Annotated in this window: 15 protein-coding genes; 11 read left to right on the forward strand and 4 right to left on the reverse strand. The window is 71.7% G+C overall.

Annotation, left to right across the window (positions count from 1 at the left end; all coding sequences use genetic code 11):
* Position 1: 1 nt before the first annotated feature.
* Positions 2-580: a cupin domain-containing protein gene (locus tag ACZ5J1_RS11255; protein ID WP_464558768.1), complete on the reverse strand. Its 579-nt coding sequence runs from the start codon at positions 578-580 to the stop codon at positions 2-4.
* A gap of 119 nt (positions 581-699) precedes the next feature.
* On the opposite strand from ACZ5J1_RS11255, the gene ACZ5J1_RS11260 reads away from it, so the two are divergent.
* From ACZ5J1_RS11260 to ACZ5J1_RS11280, 5 genes are all read left to right on the forward strand, one after another.
* Positions 700-1,170 carry a hypothetical protein gene (locus ACZ5J1_RS11260; RefSeq protein ID WP_464558770.1) on the forward strand — a complete coding sequence of 157 codons (471 nt, stop codon included), beginning with the start codon at positions 700-702 and terminating at the stop codon, positions 1,168-1,170.
* Positions 1,171-1,195: 25 nt separating this feature from the next.
* Positions 1,196-2,599, forward strand: a complete 1,404-nt coding sequence (locus tag ACZ5J1_RS11265) for a sensor histidine kinase (RefSeq protein ID WP_464558772.1) — start codon at positions 1,196-1,198, stop codon at positions 2,597-2,599.
* A complete protein-coding gene (locus tag ACZ5J1_RS11270; RefSeq protein WP_464558774.1) occupies positions 2,596-3,243 on the forward strand; it encodes a response regulator in 648 nt (215 codons plus the stop codon). The genes ACZ5J1_RS11265 and ACZ5J1_RS11270 overlap by 4 nt, the downstream gene beginning before the upstream one ends.
* 24 nt (positions 3,244-3,267) lie before the next feature.
* Positions 3,268-4,608, forward strand: a complete 1,341-nt coding sequence (locus ACZ5J1_RS11275; RefSeq protein ID WP_464558776.1) for a serine hydrolase domain-containing protein — start codon at positions 3,268-3,270, stop codon at positions 4,606-4,608.
* A gap of 97 nt (positions 4,609-4,705) precedes the next feature.
* Positions 4,706-8,089, forward strand: coding sequence for a pyruvate carboxylase (locus ACZ5J1_RS11280; RefSeq protein ID WP_464558778.1), 3,384 nt, complete (start codon positions 4,706-4,708; stop codon positions 8,087-8,089).
* Between the two features lie 11 nt (positions 8,090-8,100).
* On the opposite strand, the gene ACZ5J1_RS11285 is transcribed toward ACZ5J1_RS11280, so the two are convergent.
* Both ACZ5J1_RS11285 and ACZ5J1_RS11290 read right to left on the reverse strand, forming a co-directional pair.
* Entirely contained in the window at positions 8,101-8,625 is a 525-nt protein-coding gene (locus ACZ5J1_RS11285) for a DinB family protein (RefSeq protein WP_464558780.1), read from the reverse strand.
* Between the two features lie 32 nt (positions 8,626-8,657).
* On the reverse strand, positions 8,658-9,167 hold the full coding sequence (locus ACZ5J1_RS11290) for a MarR family winged helix-turn-helix transcriptional regulator (RefSeq protein ID WP_464558782.1): 510 nt from the start codon (positions 9,165-9,167) through the stop codon (positions 8,658-8,660).
* Between the two features lie 71 nt (positions 9,168-9,238).
* Between ACZ5J1_RS11290 and icmF the strand changes: the two genes are divergently transcribed.
* From icmF to ACZ5J1_RS11310, 4 genes are read left to right on the forward strand one after another with little or no spacing between them, the layout of a single operon-like run.
* Positions 9,239-12,403: a fused isobutyryl-CoA mutase/GTPase IcmF gene (gene icmF, locus ACZ5J1_RS11295; protein WP_464558784.1), complete on the forward strand. Its 3,165-nt coding sequence runs from the start codon at positions 9,239-9,241 to the stop codon at positions 12,401-12,403.
* 23 nt (positions 12,404-12,426) lie between these two features.
* Entirely contained in the window at positions 12,427-13,167 is a 741-nt protein-coding gene (locus ACZ5J1_RS11300) for an SGNH/GDSL hydrolase family protein (protein WP_464558786.1), read from the forward strand.
* Between the two features lie 10 nt (positions 13,168-13,177).
* Positions 13,178-13,543 carry an MmcQ/YjbR family DNA-binding protein gene (locus ACZ5J1_RS11305; RefSeq protein ID WP_464558788.1) on the forward strand — a complete coding sequence of 122 codons (366 nt, stop codon included), beginning with the start codon at positions 13,178-13,180 and terminating at the stop codon, positions 13,541-13,543.
* Positions 13,540-14,562 (forward strand): phosphatase domain-containing protein, encoded by a 1,023-nt coding sequence (locus tag ACZ5J1_RS11310; RefSeq protein WP_464558790.1) that lies wholly within the window; start codon positions 13,540-13,542, stop codon positions 14,560-14,562. Before ACZ5J1_RS11305 ends, ACZ5J1_RS11310 begins: the two co-directional genes overlap by 4 nt.
* Here ACZ5J1_RS11310 and ACZ5J1_RS11315 read toward each other — a convergent pair.
* Positions 14,559-14,927 (reverse strand): winged helix-turn-helix transcriptional regulator, encoded by a 369-nt coding sequence (locus tag ACZ5J1_RS11315; protein ID WP_464558792.1) that lies wholly within the window; start codon positions 14,925-14,927, stop codon positions 14,559-14,561. The genes ACZ5J1_RS11310 and ACZ5J1_RS11315 overlap by 4 nt on opposite strands.
* Before the next feature lie 108 nt (positions 14,928-15,035).
* Between ACZ5J1_RS11315 and ACZ5J1_RS11320 the strand changes: the two genes are divergently transcribed.
* Both ACZ5J1_RS11320 and ACZ5J1_RS11325 read left to right on the forward strand, forming a co-directional pair.
* Positions 15,036-15,911: an NmrA family NAD(P)-binding protein gene (locus tag ACZ5J1_RS11320; RefSeq protein ID WP_464558794.1), complete on the forward strand. Its 876-nt coding sequence runs from the start codon at positions 15,036-15,038 to the stop codon at positions 15,909-15,911.
* A gap of 18 nt (positions 15,912-15,929) precedes the next feature.
* Complete coding sequence (locus tag ACZ5J1_RS11325; protein WP_464558796.1) at positions 15,930-17,576, forward strand: ABC-F family ATP-binding cassette domain-containing protein; 1,647 nt, start codon at positions 15,930-15,932, stop codon at positions 17,574-17,576.
* Positions 17,577-17,581: the final 5 nt, after the last annotated feature.

The raw sequence follows: 17,581 nt of genomic DNA on the forward strand, positions 1-17,581 counted from the left end.
CTCAGCCTCCGACGCCGGGCTCGAAGACGGTGAGGGTGAAGCGGGCGGTCTCGCCGCCGTCGTTGGCGTAGCCGTGGGCGAGGTCGCTCGGGAAGGAGATCGCATCGCCCTCCCCCAGCCGGAACTCCTCGGTGCCGACGGTGATCACGACCTGCCCCTCCTGCACCTGGAGGAGCTCGCGGGTGCCCGCGACGTGCGCCTCGCTGCGGTGCGCGTCAGCGGGCGCCAACGTCCAGTCCCAGAGCTCCACGACGTCCGGCGGTTCGGTGCCCGCGACGAGGACCCCGCGCCCACCGTGCTCCCCCGTCCAGAGCACCGCGCCCTCGCCGGCGCGGGCGACCTTGACCGGGGTCGGGTCCGGCGACTCCACCAGGCTCGGCAGGCCGATCCCGAGCGCGTCGCTGATCCGCAGCAGCGTGCCGACGCTGGGGTTGGCGGTGCCCTGCTCGACGTTGACCAGGGCTCGGCGACTCACCTCGGCCGCCTCGGCGAGCTGGTCGAGGGTCCACTGCCGAGCCTGGCGCGCGCGCCGGACGCGGGCGCCGATCGAGCCGGCGAGAGAGGCGGTAGCAGGATCCACAAGTGCATCGTAATGCACTTACAGTGCACCTATCGTTCCTGGGTACTAGCACCATGGTCCGATAGCGCGGGACGCCGAGCGCGAGCGAACCTGGATCCACTCCAGGAAGGGAGCAGACCATGATCAAGTACCTCCTCGCCGCCGCGGTCCTGCTGCTGGCCGCGGTTCCGGCCGCTATCGGGATGGCCGGCAACGCCTCCTTCTCCCGCGACGTCCCCGTCCGGGTGCCGCAGCAGGCGCAGACCAGCACACCCACGCCGTCGGCCTCGCCCTCGGAGTCCCCCTCGGACGATGACGGGACCGCGGACCAGGGCCACGGCGACGCCCCTGCGGGGACGCCGACCTCGAGCCCCAGCCAGCACGCGACCTCCGGCAGCCACCACCAGCGTGGCAAGCAGGGCTCCGAAGCCGGTGACGACCACGGCGGCCGCACGCCTCGGGACCAGCGCACCGAACCCGGCGACGACCGCGACAACCGCACCGCCGAGCCCGGCGACGACCACGGCGGCCACGGTGGACGCGGCGGCGACGATGACCGCGAGGACAACAGCGGGCACGGTGGCGGCCACGACGGATCCGACGACGACTGAGGCAGCGGACGCCACAATGGGTTCGATGACGACCAGCGACACCGACCGCACCGGTCAGGACGACGGCGCCACCCGGGAGCTCCCGCAGGTGGCGCCGTGGTTGGTCGTCTCGGCGGCGGGCCCCGGGAAGGACGTCCCGGCCCCGAGCCTGCGTCGTCTGATGACGGCGATCGCGGTCGGTGCCGTGCTGGTGCTCGTGGCGGTGTCGGTCCTCGGCATCATCGCCGCCCGCAGCCTCGCCGAGCGGCAGTCGGTCAACGACGCGGCCAACACCGTCGACCTGCTCGCCGAGGCGGTCGTGCAGCCGGCACTCACCGACGGCATCGCGACTCGAGACCCGGCGGCCCTCGCCCGCCTGCACGACGCACTGACCGACTACCTCCAGACCTCCTCGCTGGTCCGGGTGAAGCTGTGGGCCGCGGACGGAACGGTTCTCTACTCCGACGAGTCCCGGCTGATCGGCCAGCGGTTCACCCTCGACGACGAGGAGACCGAGGTCTTCCGGGATCCGCGCACGATCGCCGAGGTCAGCGACCTCGACGCTCCGGAGAACCAGTACGAGCGCGGCCAGGGCAAGCTCCTCGAGGCCTACCGACCGGTGTGGACCCCCGACGGCACCCCGCTGCTGTTCGAGACCTACAGCCCGTACGACGAGGTCGACACCCGCGCCGGCCAGCTCTGGCGCGGCTTCGCCGGGGTGACGATCAGCAGCCTGCTCGTCTTCGTCGCCCTGATGATCCCGCTCCTGTGGCAGCTCGTCAGCCGGGTCCGGGCTGCGAGCCGGCAGCGCGAGGAGCTCCTGCAACGTGCCGTCGACGCCTCGGCCGAGGAGCGCGAGCGGATCGCGGGCACGTTGCACGACGGGGTGGTCCAGGAGCTCGCCGGGGCGTCCTTCACCCTCAGCGGTGCTGCCACCCGCGCCGAGACGATCGGCGAGTCGACGCTGGCCGAGGACCTGCGCCAGGTCGCCGGCACGGTGCGCGACAGCATCGGCGGTCTGCGCACCCTGCTGGTCGACATCTATCCGGAGACGCTGGAGACCGCAGGGCTGGTCGAGGTGCTGCGCGACCTCGCCTCGACGATGCGCTCCCGCGGGATCGAGGTCCATCTGGATCTCCCCGAGACCGATCCCGCGCTCGGGATCGAGCGTGACCGGCTCGTCTTCCGGACGGTGCACGAGTGCTTCCAGAACGTCCGCAAGCACTCCGGCGCCCGCCACGTCTGGCTCCGTCTCGGCCCGGGCGAGGCGGGCTTCGAGCTCACGGTCGCCGACGACGGGGCCGGCTTCGACCCGGCCGCTGTCCTCGCCCACCCCGAGGAGGGCCACTTCGGCCTTCGCCTGCTGGCCGAGAGCTCGGCCCGCGCCGGCGCCGAGCTGGCCGTCTCGTCCGCTCCGGGCGCCGGATGCACCTGGAGGTTGCGGCTGTGAACGGGCCGGCGGACACCCCGATCCGCGTGCTCGTCGTCGACGACCACCCGGTCGTCCGCTCGGGACTGGTCGGACTGCTGTCCGCGACCGAGGACCTCGAGATCGTCGGCGAGGCCGCCGACGGCGCCGCTGCCGTGACGCTCGCCGACGAGCTCGGCCCGGCCGTGATCCTGATGGACATCTCCATGCCGGTGCTCGACGGGATCGAGGCCACCCGGCGACTCAGCGAGACCGGGTTCGCCGGGGCGGTCGTCATGCTGACCTCGTTCTCGGACCGCACCCGGGTGACCGACGCGTTGCGAGCCGGCGCGGTCGGCTACCTGCTCAAGGACAGCGAGCCCGAGGCCCTGATCGCGGCGATCCGGTCCGCGGCGGCCGGCCATGCTCCGCTCGACCCGCGCGTGGCGGGGGCGCTGCTCCCGGCCCGAGCGGTGGACTCGGACCAGCCTGGCTCGGAACTGAGCGCCCGTGAGCGCGAGGTGCTCGACCTCGTCGCGCAGGGGCTGGCCAACAAGCAGATCGCCAGCCGTCTCGGCATCGCCGAACGCACCGTGAAGGTGCACGTCGGCAACGTCTTCCGCCGGATCGGGGTCGCCGACCGGACGAGTGCCGCGCTCTGGGCGCGGGACCATCCGGCGACCTGACCGGACGGGTAGCCTCACCGTCTTGTGTCACGTGCTCGCAAGATCGTCCTCGGCATCGTCGCCGTCGTCCTCGTCCTCCTCATCGGCGGCTACTGGTACGAGCGACCGATGCTGCTCACCGGCACCGGGTACGCGGCCCACAACGCCTGCGCCCTGCACACCATCGCTGGGCGCGACGACGCGGGCGACGACCTGCCGCCCAACCCCCTGGTCCCCGTGCTGCGCACGAAGCTGATCGACGACGACACCGCCGCCCAGGCGACCCTGCTCGGAGTGCTGGCGAAGCAGAAGGCGTGGGAGGTCCCCGGCTTCGGCTGCACCCTGGCCGACGAGCGTCCGACCGACCTCGGCACGGCGACGAACGTGACCTCCGACGCCAACCCGTACGCCGCCCTGCCGCTGACGACGCCGACCTCCGCTGCCGTCACCGCCGCCCTGGCCCACGGGTTCGGCGACGACCTGGACTCCGCCGACCGCGACGAGCTCGGCACTCGCGGCATCGTGGTGCTCAAGGACGGAAAGCTGGTCGCGGAGCGGTACGCCGACGGCTTCACCCAGACGACCCCCCAGCTGGGCTGGTCGATGACCAAGAGCGTGACCAACCTGATGGTCGGCCGCCTGGTCCAGGCCGGCGAGGTCAGTCTCGACGACGACCACCTCCGGCCGGAGTGGACCGACGAACGTGGCTCGATCACGGTGCGGCAGCTGATGCAGATGACCAGCGGGCTGGCGTGGGACGAGACCTACGACCTCGGCACCCCGATCACGAAGATGCTCTACACCGAGCCCGACATGGGCGCGTACGTCGCCACGCAGCCGCTGGCGCACGACCCGGGCTCCTACCTGCAGTACTCCAGCGGCAGCACCACGCTGCTGTGCGACATCGTGACCGCCGACCACGGTCTCGCGGACGCTCCCCGGCGCGAGATCTTCGCGCCGCTCGGGCTGGCCGGAGCCACCCTGGAGGCCGACGCCGTCGGCACCCCCGTGTGCAGCTCCTACATGTGGGCCACCCCGCGGGAGTGGGCCTCGATCGGTCAGTTCGCCCTGCAGGGCGGCTCCTGGAACGGCGAGCAGCTCCTCCCCGCCGGCTGGATGACCGAGTCCACGACGGCGGTCGCCGCGTTGGTCGAGCCCGACTCCGACGGGTACGCAGCCGGCTGGTGGTCCAACGCCCGACCCGACGGCTCGATCGTCGAGCAGGGCCTGCCGGCCGACGCGTACTTCGCCGAGGGCCACGACGGCCAGTGGGTGATCGTGGTGCCGTCGGAGAAGCTCGTGGTCGCCCGGCTCGGATTCACCCCCGAGGCCGACGACAACCGGGCGGTCTCGACCGCCGTGCAGCTCGCGGCTGCCCTGCGCTGAGCCCCGATTCCGGCCCTTCGTTCCGCCCGGCGGAACGTATCGTCCACCAGTCGGTCGACTCCCGCACCGGCTCGCGATCGTGGCTAGCGTGCCCAGGGTGTTCTCCAAGGTCCTCGTTGCCAATCGCGGAGAGATCGCCATCCGCGCCTTCCGTGCCGCCTACGAGCTCGGTGCTCGTACCGTCGCCGTCTTCCCGCAGGAGGACCGTGGCTCCGAGCACCGGCTGAAGGCCGACGAGGCCTACCAGATCGGCGAGGTCGGACACCCGGTCCGGGCCTACCTCGATCCCGCAGGGATCGTCGCGACGGCCGTCGCCGCGGGGGCCGACGCGATCTACCCGGGCTACGGCTTCTTGAGCGAGAACCCGGCGCTGGCCGAGGCGTGTGCCGAGGCGGGGATCACCTTCATCGGGCCCAGCGCCGAGGTGTTGGAGCTGACCGGCAACAAGGCGCGCGCGATCGCGGCGGCGAAGGCTGCCGGCGTCCCGACCCTGGCGTCGGTGGAGCCGTCCACAGACGTCGACGTCCTGCTCGCCGAGGTCGAGGCGGCCGCGATCCCGTACCCGCTGTTCGTCAAGGCGGTCGCCGGTGGCGGGGGTCGTGGGATGCGTCGGGTCGACGACCCGGCTGACCTGCGCGCCTCGGTCGAGACCTGCATGCGCGAGGGCGAGGCCGCCTTCGGTGACGGCACCGTGTTCATCGAGCAGGCCGTGGTCGAGCCGCGCCACATCGAGGTCCAGATCCTCGCCGACGGTGCCGGGAACGTGATCCATCTCTACGAGCGGGACTGCTCGGTCCAGCGCCGTCACCAGAAGGTCGTCGAGATCGCCCCCGCCCCGCACCTGGACCCCGAGCTCCGGGACCGCATGTGTGCCGACGCGGTGCGGTTCGCCCGGGCGATCAACTACTCGTGCGCGGGCACCGTGGAGTTCCTCCTCGATCCTGCCGGCAACTACGTGTTCATCGAGATGAACCCGCGGATCCAGGTCGAGCACACGGTGACCGAGGAGGTCACCGACGTCGACCTGGTCCAGGCCCAGATGCGGATCGCCGCAGGCGAGACCCTGGCCGACCTCGGGCTCTCCCAGGACGCGATCGTGCTGCGCGGTGCGGCGTTGCAGTGCCGGATCACCACCGAGGACCCCGCCAACGGGTTCCGTCCCGACACCGGCGTGATCACCACCTACCGCTCCCCAGGCGGCGCCGGCGTCCGCGTCGACGGAGGCACCACCTACTCCGGTGCCGAGATCAGCGCGCACTTCGACTCGATGCTGGCCAAGCTGACCTGCCGCGGCCGGACGTTCGACGACGCCGTCCGTCGCTCGCGGCGTGCGGTCGCGGAGTTCCGGATCCGTGGCGTCGCGACCAACATCGCGTTCCTCCAGGCGTTGCTGGACGACCCCGACTTCGCCGCCGGCCGGGTGACGACCTCCTTCATCGAGACCCACCCGCAGCTGCTCACCGCCCGGGCGAGTGGCGACCGCGGCACCCGGCTGCTGACCTACCTCGCCGACGTGACCGTGAACCACCCGCACGGAACGGCGCCCGTGGGGACCGACCCGGCCTCGAAGCTCCCGGCCCTCGACCTGTCGACGCCGATCCCGTCCGGTTCCCGTGACCGGCTCCGCGAGCTCGGCCCGGACGGTTTCGCGGCCGCTCTGCGGGCCCAGAACGAGGTCGCGGTCACCGACACCACGTTCCGCGACGCCCACCAGTCCCTGCTCGCCACCCGGGTCCGGACCCGCGACCTGGTCGGGGTCGGGGAGCACGTGGCCCGTCTGACCCCGCAGCTCTGGTCGGTCGAGGCGTGGGGCGGGGCGACGTACGACGTCACGTTGCGCTTCCTCAACGAGGATCCGTGGGAGCGGCTGGCCCAGCTCCGTGCGGCGATCCCCAACATCAACCTCCAGATGCTGCTGCGCGGGCGCAACACGGTCGGCTACACGCCGTACCCCACCGCGGTCACCGACGCGTTCGTCGCCGAGGCCGCGGCCACCGGGGTCGACGTGTTCCGGATCTTCGACGCCCTCAACGACGTCTCCCAGATGCGTCCGGCGATCGACGCCGTCCGGGCCACCGGCACCACCGTGGCCGAGGTCGCGCTCTGCTACACCGGCGACCTGTCGGACCCGTCCGAGCAGCTCTACACGCTGGACTACTACCTGCGTCTGGCCGAGCAGATCGTCGACGCCGGCGCGCACGTGCTGGCGATCAAGGACATGGCCGGCCTGCTCCGCGCCCCGGCTGCCCGCACCCTCGTCACGGCGCTGCGCGAGCGGTTCGACCTGCCGGTGCACCTGCACACCCACGACACCCCCGGCGGCCAGCTCGCCACCCTGACCGCGGCGATCGAGGCCGGCGTCGACGCCGTCGACGCCGCGTCGGCCCCGATGTCGGGGACCACCTCGCAGCCGTCCCTGTCGGCACTGGTCGCGGCCACCGACTTCTCCGCCCGCCCGACCGGTCTCTCCTTGGGATCCGTGAACGCGCTCGAGCCCTACTGGGAGTCGGTGCGCCGGGTCTACGCGCCCTTCGAGTCCGGCCTGCCCGCCCCGACGGGTCGGGTCTACTCCCACGAGATCCCCGGCGGCCAGCTCTCCAACCTGCGCCAGCAGGCGATCGCGCTGGGGCTCGGTGAGCGGTTCGAGGCGATCGAGGACATGTACGCCGCCGCGAACCAGATCCTCGGCCGCGTGCCCAAGGTGACCCCGTCGTCGAAGGTGATCGGTGACCTCGCCCTCGCCCTGGTCGCCGCGGGTGCCGATCCGCTCGCGTTCGCCGCCGATCCGGCCGCGTTCGACATCCCCGAGTCGGTCCTCGGGTTCCTGCACGGCGAGCTCGGCGACCCGCCCGGCGGCTGGCCGGAGCCGTTCCGCTCCCAGGCGATCGCCGGCCGGCCGTGGACGGCCCCGAGCGCCGACCTGTCGGCCGAGGACGCGGCCGCGCTGGCCGCCGAACCGCGGGCGACGCTCAACCGGCTGCTCTTCCCCGCCCCCACCCGCGAGTTCGGCGAGGCCCGCTCGAAGTGGGGCGACGTCTCGGTGATCCCGACCCTGGACTACCTCTACGGCCTGCGCTCCGGCGAGCACCACGTCGTCACCCTCGAGGAGGGCAAGCAGGTCTACTTCGGCCTCGAGGGGATCGGTGACCCCGACGAGCGCGGGATCCGCACCGTGCTGTGCACGATCAACGGCCAGATGCGCCCGATCCCGGTCCGCGACCGCTCCGTCGAGGCCGAAGCGGCCGCCGTGGAGAAGGCCGACCCTGCCGTCCCCGGCCACGTCCCGGCACCGTTCCAGGGCGCCGTCACCCCCGTCGTCGCGGTCGGGGACACCGTCGCTGCCGGCGACACCGTCGCCACCATCGAGGCGATGAAGATGGAGGCCGCGATCACCGCTCCCGTCGGCGGCGTGGTGCAGCGGCTCGCCGTGCGCGCCACCCAGCCCGTCGACGGCGGCGACCTCGTGCTCGTGATCGCCTGACGCGGAGCGGCTCAGCCCATCGACTTCTGACCGTCGATCGTCTCCCGGATGATGTCGGCGTGGCCGGCGTGCTGGGCGGTCTCGACCGCGATGTGGGTGAACACGCGCCGGTTCGCCCACGAGGCGCCGGACTCGAACCACGGTGCGGTCGGGAGCGGGTGCCGCTCCTCCAGGTCGACGGTGCGCACCAGCTCGTCGGTCGCAGCCGCCACGGCGTCGTACTCCTCGAGGACGCCCGCGAGGGTCTCGCCCTCCAGGAGGATGAAGCTGTTCTGGTGCTCGATCACCGCGGCCGGCGGGTTGGACCAGTCGACGTTCGCCCAGTCGACGTCGGGCGCGTCGGCCGGGCCGGAGCGGATGAACTCGGCCCAGGTCCGTTCGGTCGAGGTGACGTGCTTGACCAGGCCGCCCAGGCTCAGCTCGCTGACGGTCGGGCGGGAGCGGGCCTGGTCGTCGGTGAGCCCCTGGACGGTGAACCGGAACAGCTCCCGGTGCTTGTGCAGCAGGTCGAGGATGTCGTCGCGTTCGGTGGTCATGCCGCCCACGCTAGGAGGGACCACCGACAGTTTCATCCCCCAGCGGGGAAGTCGCCGGCACCGATCCGGAAGTCGCGCAGGATCCGGTAGAGGTCCTGCTCCTGGTCGGCCGAGAGGCCGGTGATCGCGAAGTCGATCGCCGTCACGGCCCCGGTCGCCTCTTCGACGGTACGACGCCCGGCGGGCGTCAGCCGTGCGAGCGTCCGTCGCCGGTCGGACTCGTCGGGCAGCCGCTCGACGAAGCCCTGCGCCTCGAGCCGGTCGATCGCGCTGGTGACCGAGGTCGGGTGGACCATCAGGCGCTCCCCCACCTTGCTCAGCGGCAGTGCGCCGGAGCGGCTGAAGTGCAGCAGGACCAGCACCTCGTAGCGCGCGAAGGTGAGCCCGTGCGGCTTCAGTGCGGCGTCGAGGGCGGAGAGCATCAGCTGCTGGGCCCGCATCACCGAGGTGACCACTCGCATCCGGTCGGCCGGACCGAAGCGGTCCTCCCACAGATCGCCGGCGCGCTCGATCGGGTCGAACGGCAACCGGGTCTCAGACATGGCACGACCCTAATCGGTTCCGATTTAGTAGGACGTCCGATAATCTGATTTCAGATCATTCGGGAGGATCGATGACGGACTCGACCAGAGGCTCGACCACGGGCTCGACCACGGGGCAGCTCCACGTGCCGACCCACCACCCGCGACTGGTGACCGCGAGCAGCCTGTTCGACGGGCACGACGCCGCGATCAACATCATGCGGCGGATCTTCCAGTCCCAGGGGTGCGAGGTGATCCACCTCGGCCACAACCGCTCGGTGCGCGAGGTGGTCGACGCCGCGATCGAGGAGGACGCCCAGGGCATCGCGGTGTCGTCGTACCAGGGCGGGCACGTCGAGTACTTCGAGTACCTGGTCGCCTGCCTGCGCGAACGTGGTGCCGACCAGATCAAGGTCGTTGGCGGTGGTGGCGGCGTGATCATCCCCGCCGAGATCGCCCGGCTCCGCTCCTCCGGCGTGACGATCTTCTCCCCCGAGGACGGCCAGCGGATGGGGCTGGCCGGGATGATCAGCTCCGTCGTGGCCGAGATCGACGTCGACCTCTGGGCCGCGCGCGGCGCCGACGTCGAGGGCGTCCTGGCCGGGGACCGCGGGGCGATCGCCCGGTCGATCACCGGCGCCGAGCAGGGTCGATTGCCCGAGGACGTGCTGGCGCGGCTGCGTGCGGCCGCCGGCGACGTCCCGGTCCTGGGCATCACCGGCACCGGCGGCTCGGGCAAGTCCTCCCTCACCGACGAGCTGGTCCGACGGCTGCGGGTCGACCAGCAGGACAAGCTCCGGGTCGCCGTGCTGGCGATCGACCCGACCAGGCGCCACGGTGGTGGCGCCCTGCTCGGCGACCGGATCCGGATGAACGCCCTGTCGGACCAGACCTTCTTCCGCAGCCTGGCCACCCGCGGCGCCCACGAGGTGCCCGAGCACCTCGCCGACGTGCTGACCGTGGTCAAGGCCGGCGGCTTCGACCTGGTGATCGTCGAGACGCCCGGGATCGGGCAGGGCGACGCCGGCATCATCGGCTTCGTCGACCGCTCGCTGTACGTGATGACGCCGGAGTTCGGCGCGGCCTCCCAGCTGGAGAAGATCGACATGCTCGACTTCGCCGACGTGGTGGCGATCAACAAGTTCGAGCGCCGTGGGGCGCTCGACGCGTTGCGTGACGTGGGTCGCCAACTGGTCCGCAACCGGGAGGCCTTCGGGAAGGGTCCGGAGGAGATGCCGGTCTTCGGCACGTCGGCCGCGACGTTCAACGACGACGGCACCACCGCGCTCTACCAGGAGCTCGTCCGCCTGCTCGGGCCCGCCGGCGTGCGGTTCGAGGACGGCGCGCTGGCCCCGGTCGACGTGCGGCACTCCAGCTCGATCCACCCGATCGTGCCGCCCCAGCGGATCCGCTACCTGGCCGAGATCAGCGAGGGCGTGCGCGCCTTCCACGCCCGCACCGAGGAGCTGGCCAGGTTGGCGAGCCGGGCGCAGGCGTTCAGCACCGTCGCTGCCGAGCTGACCGGATCCGACGAGGTCGCTGCCGCAGCGGCGCAGGCGTCGTACGACGTGCCGGAGGAGGTGCGCAGCGACCTCGACGCGTGGCCGGCGATCGTCGCCGAGCATGCGGAGGACGCCGGTCGGATCTCGCTGTCGGGCACCCGCGTGCCCCGCGTCGCCGTCCCCCGGTTCAGCGACCACGGTGACCTCGTCCGGTTCTGGCGGCGGGAGAACCTGCCGGGCCGGTTCCCCTTCACCGCCGGGGTGTTCCCGTTCAAACGCGAGAACGAGGACCCGGCGCGGATGTTCGCCGGTGAGGGCGATCCGGCGCGCACCAACCGGCGCTTCCACCTGCTCTCCGAGGGTCAGCCCGCCACCCGGCTCTCGACCGCGTTCGACTCGGTGACGCTCTACGGCCACGACCCGGACGAACGGCCCGACATCTACGGCAAGGTCGGCACGTCGGGCGTCTCGGTGGCGACGCTGGACGACATGAAGCAGCTCTACGCCGGCTTCGACCTGCTCTCACCGACCACCTCGGTGAGCATGACGATCAACGGGCCGGCCCCGACGGTGCTGGCGTTCTTCCTCAACACGGTGATCGACCAGGCCCGGGAGCAGGGGGTGGATCCTGCCGAGGCCCTGCGCACCGTGCGCGGGACGGTGCAGGCCGACATCCTCAAGGAGGACCAGGGCCAGAACACCTGCCTGTTCTCGACCGAGTTCTCGCTGCGCTGCATGGCCGACATCCAGCAGTGGTTCATCGACCAGGAGGTGCGCAACTTCTACTCCGTGTCGATCTCGGGCTATCACATCGCCGAGGCCGGGGCGAACCCGATCAGCCAGCTCGCCTTCACCCTCGCCAACGGGTTCACCTACGTCGAGTCCTACCTCGCCCGCGGCATGGCGATCGACGACTTCGCGCCCAACCTGTCGTTCTTCTTCTCCAACGGGATGGACCCCGAGTACTCCGTCATCGGCCGGGTCGCGCGCCGGATCTGGGCGATCGCGATGAAGGAGAAGTACGGCGCGAGTGAGCGCTCCCAGAAGCTGAAGTACCACGTCCAGACGTCCGGGCGTTCGCTGCACGCGCAGGAGATGGACTTCAACGACATCCGCACCACGCTGCAGGCACTGATCGCGATCTACGACAACGCCAACTCGTTGCACACCAACGCCTACGACGAGGCGGTCACCACGCCGAGCCCTGAGTCGGTGCGGCGCGCGCTGGCGATCCAGCTGATCATCAACCGGGAGTGGGGCCTGGCGATGAACGAGAACCCGCTCCAGGGCTCGTTCGTGATCGACGAGCTCACCGACCTGGTCGAGGCCGCGGTGCTGGCGGAGTTCGAGCGGATCTCCGAGCGCGGCGGGGTGCTCGGCGCGATGGAGACCGGCTACCAGCGCGGCCGGATCCAGGACGAGTCGATGACGTACGAGCACCGCAAGCACGACGGCTCGTTGCCGATCATCGGGGTCAACACGTTCCGGCGGCCCGCGCCCGAGTCCGAGGTGGAGGGGACGGTGGAGCTGGCCCGGGCGACCGAGGACGAGAAGCGCTCGCAGCTCACCCGACTCCGCGCCTTCCAGACCGCCCACGCCGACGAGGCGACCGCAGCGCTGGCCCGGCTCAAGGAGGCGGCGACCACCGACCAGAACGTGTTCGCGGTGCTGATGGACGCTGCCCGGGTGTGCACCCTCGGTCAGATCACCGACGCGTTCTTCGAGGTCGGCGGGCAGTACCGGCGCAACGTCTGACACGTGCTGCCTAGGCTGACCCCATGACGGATGGGGCCGTTCTGGGCTACGACAACCGCACCGGCCGGAGGCCGGGTCTCCTGCTCCGTGGTCTGGCGCGAGGCCTGCCCGGGGTCGGCCGCGTCCAACGCCAGGCCGATCCGTACGCGGCCGCGTGGCACCGGCGGAACCTCCAGGAGCTCGCCCTGCCCGGACAACGCTGGATCGTTCTGGGCGACTCGCTGTCCCAGGGCCTCGGTGCGAGCAGCTACGACTCCGGGTGGGTCGATCAGCTCCTGCACCGACTCCCGCCGGACCAGCGGCCCCGCATCATCAACCTCTCAGCCACGGGCGCTCGGGTCGGCGATGTCCTCGAGCAACAGCTCCCGGCGTACCGAGCGCTGCCGGCCCACAGCGGGACCCCCGACCTCGTGACCCTCCTCGTCGGCTCCAACGACCTCTTCGGAGCCAGGCGCCACCGTCGTCGGCTGCCCGAGTCGTTCGCCGCCGTGCTCGACCTCGTGCCGACGGGAACGGTCGTGGCGACGCTGCCGCAGCCGCGAGCCGCCGCCCGGGCCGCCAACCAACGGGTCGAACTCGCACGGGCCCGCGGCGCGGTGCGGGTCGTGGACCTGCGCACCAGCGGACCGTCCTCGTGGCGCGGCAAGCTCGCTGCGGACCGGTTCCATCCCAACGACGCCGGCTACGCCGCGATCGCCGGTGCCTTCGAACCGGTCGTCCGGGTCGCCCTCGGCTTCCCTGTTCCACCCGGCGACGCGGCCTAGAGTCTGCTGCATGGACGCAGCCACGATGGTCGCCCACTGCCTCGCACTTCCTGGAACGTGGGCCGACAACCCGTGGGACCACGAGTTCCCGGTGGTCAAGGTCGGGCCGGACGAGCGCGGCAAGATCTTCGCCTTCGTCAGCGCCGACAAGGTCGGGGTCAAGTGCGGCCGCAGCCGCGAGGAGGCCGACACCTGGCTCTCCCGCGCGCCCGAGGACGCCTCGGTGATGGCCTACATCGGCCGCTCGGGCTGGAACGACCTGGCCTACAACGGCGTGATCGACGACGACGAGCTGCTCGACGCCGTCGATGAGTCCTACCGGCTCGTGGTCGCCGGGCTGCCGAAGAAGTTCCGCCCCCTGGGTTGGGACGCGTGAGCGGCTGGGGCGACCGGCTGGCCGGCCTCGAGCGCAGCTGGGACTCGCGGCGGAGCCGGCGCTCGGCCGGACGAACCCCGACGCATTTCCGGATCGAGTCGTACGGCGGACACGGCGGTCCCGCCGGGATCGTGATCCGCGGGCGGGTCCTGGACGCACCGCTGCCGACGGACCCCGTCGACGGGGAGCGTCGCCGGGTCGCCTTGCGCCGGACCCTGCGACGCTTCACCACCACCGAGCTCGCCGGCGTGCCGATCCAGGTCCGGATCGCCGGCGCGGAGCTCAGCACCATCTCGGACGAGGACGGCTACTTCCGGGTCACCGTGATCCCGTCCGAAGGTGACCTCCTCTCCCCCTCGACGGCCGGGACGGTCGAGCGCTCCGAGGCCTATCGAGGCCTCGCTGAGCCGTATGCGACCGCGGCCGAGGTGCTGGTGCCCGGCGCTGATGCGCGGTTCGGGGTCATCTCCGACATCGACGACACCATCCTCGAGACCGGGGTGCAGCACCGACGCCTGATGGTGCGGCGCACCTTCTTCGGCTCGGCGCTGACCCGGACCTCGTTCGCCGGGACGCCCGCGCTCTACCGCGATCTCGCGGCCGGGCTGAACCCGGTCTTCTACGTCTCCTCGAGCCCCTGGAACCTGCACGGGTTCCTGCTCGACTTCCTCACCCACCAGGACTTCCCGATCGGACCCTTGCTGCTGCGCGACCTGCTCGGCGACGGGTCCGGACGTGAGCCCAAGCACGGCCGGATCCAGGAGGTGCTCGACCTGCACCCGGGTCTGCCGTTCGTGCTGATCGGCGACTCCGGCGAGAAGGATCCGCAGATCTACGCCGACATCGTCGCGGCCAACCCCGACCGGATCCTGGCCGTCTTCATCCGCGAGGTCCGGGTCGATCCCACCGACGGTCGGGTCGAGGCCGTCACCGCGACCTGGCCCGACGCGGTCCCCTTCCACCTGGTCGGCGACAGCGACACGCTCCGCCACCACGCCCAGGCCCTGGGGCTGCTCTAGCTCGTCGCCGGCTCGGCGTCTCCGACGACGGCGTCGGCATTGCGTCCGACCCAGGTCAGCAAGGGCACCAGCACCTCGGCCAGGTCCTCGCCGAGCGGCGTCAGGCTGTAGTCGACGTGCGGCGGCATCACCGGCTGCTGCTCCCGCCGGACCAGACCGTCGGCCTCCAACGTCTTGAGCGTCTGGGCCAGCATCTTCTCGCTGACACCCTGGGCCCGCCGACGGAGCTCGCTCCACCGGTGCGTGCCGTCGGCGAGCGAGACCAGCACCAGCACGCCCCACTTGCTCGTCACGTGGTCGAGCAGCGTGCGGCTCGGGCAGGCGGCCGGGAAGATCCCGCCTGGGAACGTCTCTTCGATACTCACCACCATGTCAGTACCTTACTTCAAAGTGCGTACTAACCAATGGGAAGTATGGCGGCGACGGCGTCGTTGGAGACCGGTGAGACCTCACCCCTCCCGAAAGGCATTCCCATGACCCGCAGCACGTCCTCCCCCGCCACCATCGTCGTCACCGGTGCCTCCGGCCACCTCGGCCGCCTCACCGTCGAAGCCCTCCTCGCCCGCGGTACGGCGCCCGCGACCGTCGTCGCCACGGCCCGCGACACCGCGGCGATCGCCGACCTGGCCGCGCGCGGCGTGCGCACCGTGGCCGCCGACTACACCGACCGCGCCTCCCTCGACGCCGCCTTCGCCGGAGCGGACCGGGTCCTGCTGATCTCCAGCAACGCGGTCGGCCAGCGCGCGACCCAGCACCAGAACGTGATCGACGCCGCCGTCGCCGCGGGCGTCGACCTGCTGGCCTACACCAGCATCGCCAACGCCACCGAAGGCGACCTGGCACTGGCGGCCGAGCACATCGCGACCGAGGAGGCGATCGCTGCCTCCGGCCTGAACGCCACGATCCTGCGCAACGGTTGGTACATCGAGAACTACACCGACCAGCTCGCGACCTACCTGCAGCACGGCACCGTGCTCGGTTCCGCCGGGAAGGGCGTCGTCAGCGCGGCGACGCGGGCCGACTTCGCCGACGCCGCTGCCGCAGCCCTGCTGCTGGACGCTCCGGAGGCGACGTACGAGCTGGGCGGGACGGGCTTCACCCTTGACGAGCTGGCGGCTGCGGTCACCGAGGCGACCGGGACGCCCCTCAGCTACACCGACCTCCCGGTCGAGGCCTACGAGGCGGCGCTGACCGAGGCCGGCGTGCCCGCTCCGTTCGCCGCGATCCTCGCCGACTCCGACGCCGGGATCGCCCGCGGAGCGCTCGAGGTGCCGACCACCGACCTCGAGACCCTGATCGGCCGGCCGTCGACGCCGCTGGCCGACGCGGTCAAGGCTGCCGCGGCCTGACGCCACTACGATCGTCCGGTGAGCGCCACCCTCGTCAGCAAGAATCTCGCGGGCGGGCACGCTCACCGGACGCTCTTCGAGTCGCTCGACCTCACGGTCGCTCCGGGCGACGTCGTCGGGATCGTCGGCGCCAACGGTGCCGGCAAGTCCACGCTGCTGCGCATCCTCGCCGGCGATCTCGACCCGCTCGACGGCCAGGTCTCGACCGCACCCAGTGACGCGTTCGTCGGCTGGCTCCCCCAGGAGCACGAGCGGATCGTCGGCGAGACCGTCGGGCAGTACGTCGCCCGCCGGACCGGAGCCGCGGCAGCGACGACCGCGATGGAGGAGGCGGCCGCCGCCCTCGGCACGGACGCGCCAGGGGCCGACGACGCCTATGCCGACAGCCTCAACCACTGGCTGGCGACCGGCGCTCCCGACCTCGAGGACCGGCTGCCGCCGATGCTCGCCGACCTCGGTCTCGACGTCGGCGCTGACGCCCTGATGACCGGACTGTCCGGCGGGCAGACGGCCCGCGCCGCGCTGGCGGCGCTGCTGCTCAGCCGGTTCGACCTGGTGCTGCTCGACGAGCCGACCAACGACCTCGACCTCGCCGGCCTGGAACGCCTCGAGGAGTTCGTCCGTGGCCTTCGGGCGGGCGTCGTCCTGGTCTCGCACGACCGCGAGTTCCTGTCCCGGGTGGTGACGCGGGTCGTCGAGCTCGACCTGGCGCAGCACCAGGTGGCGGTCTACGACGGTGGCTACGACTCGTTCCTCGAGGAGCGTGCGATCGCCCGCCGGCACGCACGCGAGGCCTACGAGGAGTTCGCCGACAAGAAGGCTGACCTCGTCGCGCGGGCACGCACCCAGCGGGAGTGGAGCTCGCAGGGCGTGCGCAACGCGATGCGGAAGTCGCCGGACAACGACAAGGTCCGGCGCAGGGCGCAGAGCGAGTCCTCGGAGAAGCAGGCGCAGAAGGTGCGCCAGATGGAGTCGCGGATCGCGCGGCTCGACGAGGTCGAGGAGCCCCGCAAGGAGTGGGTGCTCCAGTTCTCGATCGCCAGCGCACCGCGCTCGAGCTCCGTGGTCGCCACCCTCGACGACGTCTCGGCGGTGCTCGGCGACTTCACCCTCGGCCCGGTCTCGCTCCAGCTCAACGCCGGCGACCGGATCGGTGTCACCGGGCCCAACGGCGCCGGGAAGTCGACGCTCCTGCGGCTCCTCCTCGGACGCCTCGCCCCCACCACCGGGCGCGCCAGCCTCGGTGCCTCGGTCGCGGTCGGCGAGATCGACCAGGCCCGGACGGGGCTGGCCGAGGAGCTTCCGCTCGGGGACGCGTTCGAGGCGGCGATGCCCGACATGACGCCCGCCGACGTACGCACGCTGCTGGCGAAGTTCGGGCTCAAGGCCGACCAGGTGACCAGCACGGTCGGTCGGTTGTCGCCGGGCGAGCGGACGCGCGCGGCGATGGCGCTGCTGCAGGCCCGTGGGGTCAACCTGCTCGTGCTCGACGAGCCCACGAACCATCTCGACCTGCCCGCGATCGAGCAGCTCGAGGAGGCGCTCGAGACGTACGACGGCGCACTGCTGCTGGTCTCGCACGACCGGCGGATGCTCGACACCGTCCGGCTGGATGAGCGCTGGCACGTCGAGGACGGCCGGGTCACCCAGCTCCAGGCCGAGTAGAACCG

Source organism: Nocardioides sp. JCM 18999 (assembly GCF_055391175.1).